The organism is Microbacterium sp. CFSPD4_SD4 (genome assembly GCF_057364585.1).
Genome location: NZ_JBNFOC010000021.1, coordinates 1 through 8,735 on the forward strand (window position 1 = coordinate 1; position 8,735 = coordinate 8,735).

Annotated in this window: 6 protein-coding genes and 1 pseudogene; all 7 read right to left on the reverse strand. The window is 71.9% G+C overall.

Going from position 1 to position 8,735, the window contains the following annotated elements:
* On the reverse strand, positions 1-1,210 hold a 1,210-nt coding region (locus tag AC2W7E_RS16145; RefSeq protein ID WP_485989522.1), incomplete at its 3' end, for a DNA polymerase III subunit gamma and tau.
* 126 nt (positions 1,211-1,336) lie between these two features.
* Positions 1,337-3,844, reverse strand: a complete 2,508-nt coding sequence (locus AC2W7E_RS16150; RefSeq protein WP_025104253.1) for a glycoside hydrolase family 65 protein — start codon at positions 3,842-3,844, stop codon at positions 1,337-1,339.
* Positions 3,841-4,599, reverse strand: coding sequence for a beta-phosphoglucomutase family hydrolase (locus AC2W7E_RS16155; protein WP_025104252.1), 759 nt, complete (start codon positions 4,597-4,599; stop codon positions 3,841-3,843). The genes AC2W7E_RS16150 and AC2W7E_RS16155 overlap by 4 nt, the downstream gene beginning before the upstream one ends.
* 99 nt (positions 4,600-4,698) lie before the next feature.
* Complete coding sequence (locus tag AC2W7E_RS16160; protein WP_485989523.1) at positions 4,699-5,919, reverse strand: acetate/propionate family kinase; 1,221 nt, start codon at positions 5,917-5,919, stop codon at positions 4,699-4,701.
* Positions 5,916-8,045: a phosphate acetyltransferase gene (pta, locus tag AC2W7E_RS16165; protein ID WP_025104250.1), complete on the reverse strand. Its 2,130-nt coding sequence runs from the start codon at positions 8,043-8,045 to the stop codon at positions 5,916-5,918. The genes AC2W7E_RS16160 and pta overlap by 4 nt, the downstream gene beginning before the upstream one ends.
* Before the next feature lie 62 nt (positions 8,046-8,107).
* The gene (locus tag AC2W7E_RS16170) at positions 8,108-8,434 is read right to left on the reverse strand and encodes a hypothetical protein (RefSeq protein ID WP_485989524.1); all 327 of its coding nucleotides are present in this window, start codon (positions 8,432-8,434) and stop codon (positions 8,108-8,110) included.
* A pseudogene (locus tag AC2W7E_RS16175) lies at positions 8,431-8,735 on the reverse strand (hypothetical protein); the annotation flags it as partial. The pseudogene AC2W7E_RS16175 and the gene AC2W7E_RS16170, both read right to left, overlap by 4 nt.

An 8,735-nucleotide genomic window follows, 5' to 3' on the forward strand; every position in this document is an offset into this window, starting at 1 on the left:
GCGCCGCGGCCGCGGGCGGGATCACCGGCGGGGGCGTCGTGGCCGGCGGGTGCAGCGCGCCCGACGCGGCCGCTCCGGACGAGGTCGACCCCCCGGATGCGGCGAGGACGCGGGCCACCATGAGCTCGAGGTGGAGGCGGGGCGACGTGGCTCCGGACATGTCGTCGAGAGCCGCGCTGACCACGTCTGCCGTACGGGAGAGCCGCGCGGCGCCGAACGACTCGGCCTGGCGGCGCATGCGGTCGAGCTCGTCTTCGGCGATCCCGCGGAGCACGGCGGAGGCACCGGAGCCCACGGCGGCGATCACGATGAGGTCGCGCAGGCGCTCCAGGAGGTCGTCGACGAAGCGACGCGGGTCTTGTCCGGTCTGCACGACGCGGTCGATGGCCGGGAAGGCGGTCGCGGCGTCGCCCGCCGCCAGCGCATCGACGATCTCGTCGAGGAGGGCCCCGTGGGTGTACCCGAGCAGCGCGACCGCGCGCGCGTAGCCGACAGTGACAGTCTCCGAGCCGGCAGGGGCGTCCGACCCCGCGATGAGCTGGTCCAGCAGCGACAGGGTGTCGCGGGGCGAGCCACCCCCGGCGCGGACGACGAGCGGGAGGACGCCCTGCTCGACGATGACCCCCTCCTCCGCGCAGAGCTTCTCGACGTAGTCGAGCATCGCGGCGGGCGGGACCAGCCGGAACGGGTAGTGATGGGTGCGCGAGCGGATCGTGCCGAGCACCTTCTCGGGCTCCGTCGTCGCGAAGATGAACTTGACGTGCGGCGGGGGCTCCTCGACCAGCTTCAGCAGCGCGTTGAAGCCCTGCGGGGTGACCATGTGCGCCTCATCGAGGATGAAGATCTTGAAGCGGTCGCGGCTCGGGGCGAAGGTCGCCCGCTCGCGCAGGTCGCGCGCGTCGTCGACGCCGTTGTGACTCGCCGCGTCGATCTCGACGACGTCGAGCGATCCGCCGCCCGCCCTGGACAGCTCGACACAGCTCGGGCAGGTCCCGCAGGGGGTGTCGGTCGGGCCCTCCGCGCAGTTCAGGCACCGGGCGAGGATGCGCGCCGAGGTGGTCTTGCCGCAACCGCGCGGGCCGGAGAACAGGTAGGCGTGGCCGACGCGGTCGCCACGCAGCGCAGTCATGAGCGGATCGGTCACCTGCGACTGCCCGATCATCTCGCCGAACGTCTCGGGTCGGTAGCGGCGGTAGAGGGCTGTGGTCACCCCTCCAGCCTACGGCGTGCCACCGACGTTGCTCCCCTCCCGGTCGACCCGGCCCCTTTCACGCGAGCCACCCCTCTGCGCGCGTCCGCAACGGGGTGGGACGCACGCAGAGGGGTGGGTCGGCGGTCAGTCGAGGTTCTCGATGACGGGGATCGCGCTCGTGATCACGGGGACCGAGGCCGAAAGCCGCGTGCCGTCGTCGCGGCGGGCGTCGGCGAACTCCTGCAGGGTCGGGCGTCCGGGGATCACGGGTCCCTGGTTCGCGAGCGGGACGATGACCTCGTCCTCCAGTGTCGCGATGTACGCGTTGTCCCGCACGCTGAACGGCACCGGAGGTCCGCTGCGCACCTCGACGCGCAGCTCGTGCCTCGTGACGGTCACCTGCATCGCGGTCCCCTGCCACTGCAGCGGGAACGACAGCGACGGCCAGGATTCGGGGAGCCGCGGGTCGAAGCTGAGGTCACCGCCGTAGTCGCGCATACCGCCGAAGCCGCAGACGAGGGCCGTCCACACGCCACCGGCCGAGGCCACGTGCACCCCGTCCGCCGCGTTGTGGTGCAGGTCGTGCAGATCGACGAACAGCGACTGCTCGAAGTACTTCTGCGCGAGGTCCTGATAGCCCACCTCTGCCGCGAGGATCGACTGCACGACCGCCGAGAGGGTCGAGTCGCCCGTCGTCAGCGGGTCGTAGTAGTCGAAGTCGGCCTTCTTCTCCTCGGGCGAGAAGTGGTTGCCCTGGAGGAACAGCGCCAGCACGACGTCAGCCTGCTTGAGCACCTGGAAGCGGTAGATCACGAGCGGGTGGAAGTGCAGCAACAGCGGGCGCTGGTCGGCCGGGGTGTTCGCGAGGTCCCAGACCTCCCGCTCCAGGAACAGCGAATCCTGCGGGTGGATGCCGAGGCTCTCGCTGTAAGGGATGTACATCGCCTCCGCGGCACGCTCCCAGGACTCCGCCTCACCGGAGCCGAGGCCCGTGCGCTCGACGAGGGCCGCGTAGTCCTCGGGGTAACTGTCGCGGATCTCCCGCACGACCTTGGCCGCGTACCGGAGGTTGTACCGTGCCATGACGTTCGTGTACAGGTTGTCGTTCACGACGGTCGTGTACTCGTCCGGGCCGGTGACGCCGTGGATGTGGAACGTCTGGAGGCCGTCGCCGGCGCCGGACTGCTCCACGAGCCGCGATCCGCGCCAGAAGCCGAGGGTGGCCCAGAGCCGCGCGGTCTCGATCGCGACGTCGGCGCCCTCGCGCCGCAGGAAGGCCTCGTCCCCGGTCGCCCGCACGTACTTGCCGAGCGCGAAGCTGATGTCGGCGTTGATGTGGTACTGCGCGGTGCCGGCGGCGTAGTACGCCGAGGCCTCCTCGCCGTTGATCGTGCGCCACGGGAAGAGCGCTCCGGCCTCGTTGAGCTGAGCGGCCCGGCGGCGCGCCGCGGGGAGCATCTTCACCCGGGCCCGGAGAGCGTTGTACGCCCAGCGCGGCGTCGTGTAGGTGAGGAACGGGAGCACGTAGATCTCGGTGTCCCAGAAGTAGTGGCCGCTGTAGCCGGAGCCGGTGAGTCCCTTCGCGGGGACGCCGGCGCCGTCCGCCCTGGCCGAGGCCTGCGCGAGCTGGAACAGGCACCACCGGGTGGCCTGCTGCAGGTCGTCGCGCCCGCCGATCTGCACGTCGCTGCGCTCCCAGAACGCGTCGAGCCACTCGCGCTGACGACGGAAGACCGTCTCCACGCCCTCGTCCGCTGCCCGGTCGAGAGAGCGACGGCAGCGGTCGACGAGCTCCCGCGGGGGCACGCCGCGGGACGAGTGGTAGCTGACGAGCTTGGTGATCGTGATGGGGACGCCGGCCTTCGCCTGGACGCGGAAGACGTTCTTGGCGATGTCCGGCTCGATGAGCGTGCGGACGTTGTAGTCGTTCTCCGTCTCGATGATGTGATCGGCGACGACGGCGACGGTCATCCCGGACGCGGCGACTCGGTACGACAGCGCGGAGCGCAGGCCGTCCTGCCAGTGCTCGGCCGGCTCCAGCACGCGGTCCGCGATGCGCTCGGCCTTGCGCGGGTCGAAGGCGGCGCCCTTGGTCGTCATCGGGGAGCCGGCGTAGACGCCCGCCCCGTCCTGACGGTTGAGCAGCTGGCAGCTGATCGTGACCGGGGCGTTGGCGTTCTCGACCACGACCTCGAGCCGCAGCACGGCGAGGTGGCGCTCCTCGAAGCTCACGAGACGCTGATCCCGCATGCGTACCCGCTTGCCGGACGGGGTCTCCCAGACGACGCGCCGTTCCAGCACACCCGTGCGCATGTCGAGCGTGCGGGCGTACTCGCGCACGTCCGCGTCGTCGAGGGAGATCGGCTCGTCGTCGACGTAGAGGCGCATCACCTTGGCGTCGGGGGCGTTGACGATCGTCTGGCCGACCTCGGCGAAGCCGTAGGCCTGCTCGGCGTGCCGGATCGGCCACGTCTCGTGCAGGCCGTTGATGAAGGTGCCGTGCTCCTGCGCGCCGCGCCCCTCGATGTGGTTGCCCCGGAGCCCGAGGTAGCCGTTGCCGACCGAGAACAGCGTCTCGCCGACGCCCTCCTCCGAGTAGCGCGTCTCGATGAGACGCCACGGGTCGACGGGGAAGCGGTCGCGGTCGATCATGCGGTCTCCGGGGTGTCGGTGCGGGCGGCGGGAAGCAGGACGCCGAGGTCGTCGACGACGTGGGTCGCGCCGGCGGCGCGGAGTGCGTCGGCGCCGGCGCCGCGGTCGACGCCGATGACGACGGCGTATCCGGCGGCGGCGGCCGAAGCGGCGCCGGAGGTGGCGTCCTCGACGGCGATGCTGCGGGCCGGGTCGACGCCGAGGGCCGTGGCGCCGGCGGCGAACATGTCGGCCGCGGGCTTGGAGGCGAGGTGCTCACGCTCGGCGACGACGCCGTCGATCACGACGCGGAAGAAGGACCGGATGCCGGCGGCCGCCAGTACCTCCTCGGCGTTCTTGGAGCTGGAGACGACACCGAGCGGGATCCCCGCGGCGTGCAGCGCCTCGACCACGGCGAGGGAGCCGGGGAACGGAGCGATGCCCTGGCTGCGGAGCGACGCCGCGAACGCGGCGTTCTTGCGGTTGCCGATCCCGCAGATGGTCTCGGCGGACGGGTCGTCGTCCACCGAGCCCCAGGGCACCTCGACGTTGCGGCTGCGCAGCAGGCTCGCGACGCCGTCGTAGCGCTTCTTGCCGTCGACGTAGGCGAAGTAGTCCTCGTCGGTGTACGGCGGCGTGATGTCCCAGCGGGCGAAGACGTCATCGAAGACCGCCTTCCAGGCGCGCATATGCACCTCGGCGGTCGGCGTGAGGACGCCGTCGAGGTCGAACAGCACACCGTCGGCGTGGAACAGGTCGGGCAGCGCGTCTGGCACAGAGCCTCCAGGAGAAGGACGAGGGTCGGGTCGGCACCTCTCCGTGCCACTGTGCAAGCGTAATGGCGGCGGCGCGCGCGGGGTAACCCCGGACCCGGATCAGAGCAGTTCGGCGGTCTGCCTGGCGATCTGGAGCTCCTCGTCGGTGGGGACGACGAGGACCGTCACGGGCGAGGCGTCCGTCGAGATGACGCGGACGCCGCGCTCCTTCGCCTCGTTGCGGGCCGGGTCGATCTCGATCCCCGCGAAGCCGAGCGTCGCCATCGCCGCCGCCCGCACGGGCGCCGCATTCTCCCCGACGCCCGCGGTGAAGGACACGACGTCGACCCCGCCGAGCTGCGCGATGTACGCGCCGGCGTAGGCCCTCAGACGGTGGACGTACACGTCGAAGGCCAGCGTCGCGGCCTCCTCCCCCGCGGCGACGCCCGCGAGGATGTCGCGCATGTCGCTGCGTCCGGCGAGTCCCGCCAGCCCGCTGCGGGTGTTCAGCAGCGCGTCGAGGTCGTCGATGGTGTAGCCGGCGCGGCGGGACAGGTGCACGAGAGCGGCCGGGTCGATGTCGCCCGACCGCGTGCCCATGACGAGGCCCTCGAGCGGCGTGAGGCCCATCGAGGTCTCGACCGAGCGACCCCCGTCGATCGCGGTGACCGACGCGCCGTTGCCGAGGTGGAACACGAGCTGCCGGAGGGTCCCGAGGTCGCGCCCGAGGAAACGCGCGGCGGTCTCGCTGACGTACTGGTGGCTCGTGCCGTGGAATCCGTACCGACGGACCCGATGCTCGGCGGCGAGCGCCGCATCGATCGCGTAGGTGTAGGCCGCCGGCGGCAGCGTCTGGTGGAACGCGGTGTCGAACACCGCCACGTGCGGGACGCTGTCGAACACGGCGCGGGCCGCCCGGATGCCGGCGAGGTTCGCCGGATTGTGCAGCGGCGCGAGCACGGCGAGCTCGTCGATCTGCTGCTCGACGTCCGCGTCGATCAGGGTCGGCGCGTAGAAGCGCGCACCACCGTGCACGACCCGATGCCCGACCGCGACCGGGGGATGCGCCTCGAGGGAGGGGCCGTGCGCGGCGAACTGCGCGCGCATGACCTCGAAGGCGGCGGCGTGGTCGGGGATGGACTGTTCGTCGCGGTAGGTGGCGTCGAGCATCGTCGCCGACGGTCCGTCACCCGGCTCCGGGCGCACGGTGTGGGCGACGGGGCTGGAGTCCTGCCCGATGCGCTCGATGAGCCCGCTGGCGAGCTCGTCCTCGTGCGCCGTGTCGATGAGGCTGTACTTCAGCGAGGACGACCCGCTGTTGATGACGAGGATCGCGCTCATGCCTCCTCCCCCGCTCGCTCGTCGCCCTGGGCCTGGATCGCCGTGATGGCCACCGTGTTCACGATGTCGTCGACGAGCGCGCCGCGGGACAGGTCGTTGATCGGTCTGTTCAGCCCCTGCAGCACCGGACCGATGGCCACGGCGCCGGCGGAGCGCTGCACCGCCTTGTAGGTGTTGTTGCCGGTGTTGAGGTCGGGGAAGACGAACACGGTCGCCCGCCCCGCCACCGCCGAGTCCGGCAGCTTCGCCTTGGCGACCGCCGCGTCGGCGGCGGCGTCGTACTGGATGGGCCCCTCCACGAGGAGTTCGGGAGCGCGCTCGCGCACGAGCGCCGTCGCCGCCCTGACCTTGTCGACGTCGGCCCCTGACCCGGACTCGCCGGTGGAGTACGACAGCATCGCCACGCGGGGGTCGATGCCGAACTGCCGGGCGGTGGTGGCGGACGAGATCGCGATGTCGGCGAGCTGCTCGGCCGTGGGATCGGGGATGACCGCGCAGTCGCCGTACACGAGCACGCGGTCGGCGAGGGCCATGAGGAACACGCTGGAGACGACGTTCACCCCCGGCTTCGTCTTGATGATCTCGAAGGACGGCCGGATCGTGTGCGCCGTGGTGTGCGCGGCACCGGAGACCATGCCGTCGGCGAGCCCGAGGTGCACCATCATCGTCCCGAAGTAGGAGACGTCGGTGACGGTGTCCGCGGCCTGCGCGAACGTGATCCCCTTGTGGGCGCGCAGCCGGGCGTACTCGGCGGCGAAGCGCTCCACGAGCTCTGGGTCGGTGGGACTCACCACGTGCGCGCCGGCGATGTCGAGGCCGAGTTCCGCCGCCCGCGCGCGGATCGCCCCGTCGTCGCCGAGGATCGTCAGCTCCGCCACCTCGCGGGACAGCAGCGCCGCCGCCGCCCGGAGGATGCGGTCGTCGTCGCCCTCGGGGAGGACGATGTGGCGGCGGTCGGACCGCGCGCGTTCCATCAGGCCGTACTGGAACATGAGCGGCGTGACGACGTGCGCCTCCGCGAGCCCGAGCTGCTCGGTGAGCTCGGCCACGTCGACGTGCGCCTGGAAGAGTCCGAGCGCCCGGTCGTAGCGACCGCGCGAGTCGGCGGAGATGCGGCCGCGGGTGCCCATCACCCGCACCGCCGTGTCGTAGGTGCCGAGGTCGGTGGTGATGATCGGCACCGAGGAGGCGAAGCCGTCGAGCAGCTGGAGGATCGGGTCCGGCAGCGGGAACGGCCCGTTGAGGATGATCCCGGCGATCCGCGGGAACGTGCCGGAGGAGTCGGCGAGGAGGGCGGCGAGCAGCACCTCGGTGCGGTCTGCGGGGATCACGACCACGGCCTCGTCGGTGAGGCGCGGCAGGACGTTCACCATCGACATGCCGGCCACGACGATCGACAGCGCGACCGCGGTCAGACGATCCTCGTCGCCCTTGAGCAGCGTGCCGTCGACGGCCGACACGATGCCACGGATGGACGGCGCGACGAGCGCGCGGTCCTCGGGCAGCGCCCAGACCGGGGTGCCGGCGGGGAGGACGGCCCGCACCGCGTCGACGATGGCGTCGAGCCCGTCGGGGTCGGCCCTGTTCACGGCCACCGCGAACAGCTCCGCGCGCTCCTCGGCGAGTTCCGGCAGCGCCAGGGCGGCGATCTGGCCGACGGCGGCGGACTCCCGTGCCGTGGTCGTGCCGAGCTGCTCGGCCTGCCGCTGCTGGTCGCGTCCGCTCAGCACGAGCAGGACGGGGGCTCCGAGGTTCGCCGCGATCCGGGCGTTGAAGCCGAGCTCGGCGGGGCTCGCGACGTCGGTGTAGTCGCTGCCGACGATGACGACGGCGTCGCACTGCGCCTCGACGGCCTTGAAGCGCGCGACGATGGTCGACAGCGCGCCCTCGGGGTCGGCGCGCACGTCGTCGTAGGTGACGCCGATGCAGTCCTCGTAGTCGAGCTGGACGCCGTCGTGGGCGAGCAGCAGCTCGAGGATCTCGTCGCGCTCGGCGACCGCGCGGGCGATCGGGCGGAACACGCCCACGCGCGGCGACACGCGCATCAGCGCATCGAGCACCCCGAGGGCGATCGTCGACTTCCCGGTGTGGCCTTCGGCCGAGGTGATGTAGATGCTCCGCGACACGGCTCCAGCTTAGGCGGGCACCCCGACACCGCACCCCGCCGCTGCCGTGACAAACGCGCGCGTCACTCGCACGGGCCGGACAGCACGTCGACGACGGCCGTGGCATCCTCCTGGTACCGCGTGTAGTAGTCCCTGTCCGTGTTCACCTGCACCCGGTGGATGGCGTGCGAGGGCGCCATCGACCGCCAGTCGGGGACCCGCGCCAGGCGCTCGAAGAACAGGCGGGCCGCGGTGGCGGGATCCATCCGCTGCTCCGCGCTCCCCCACCACTCCTGCTGCTGGAAGAGCCCGATGCTCGTCGTGCGCGATCCATCCGGATTGGTCCAGCCGCGCGTCTCCCAGTCCCCGTAGTCGATGTTGCGCAGGCTGCTCTCCCCCATCGCGGTCATGACGCCGAGGATCTGGCCGTCCCGCGCGAACCCGAGCTCGTCGGCGGTGCGATGATGGTCGCGGCGTTCTCGAGCTGTTCGCCGCTCCACCCGGCGACGCCCGCCTGGGGGAAGGTCGACGGCCGGTCGAGGCAGACCGGCGCCGGATCCCTCGCCAGCCCCAGCGGGATGAGCACGAGCAGCACCGCCCCCGCGGCCACCACCGCGGCGGACACGGCGACGCGCCGCAGGATCCGCTTCCGCTGTGCGCGCCGGGCGGCCCGACGGCGGGCCTCGCGGCGTCGGCGGTTGGCGGCCTCGC

What these genes read in the sequence shown, in the direction of transcription:
- AC2W7E_RS16160 (WP_485989523.1), bottom strand. Translation starts at nt 5,919, where the DNA reads ATGAGCGCGATCCTCGTCATCAACAGCGGGTCGTCCTCGCTGAAGTAC.
- AC2W7E_RS16150 (WP_025104253.1), bottom strand. Translation starts at nt 3,844, where the DNA reads ATGATCGACCGCGACCGCTTCCCCGTCGACCCGTGGCGTCTCATCGAG.
- AC2W7E_RS16170 (WP_485989524.1), bottom strand. Translation starts at nt 8,434, where the DNA reads ATGACCGCGATGGGGGAGAGCAGCCTGCGCAACATCGACTACGGGGAC.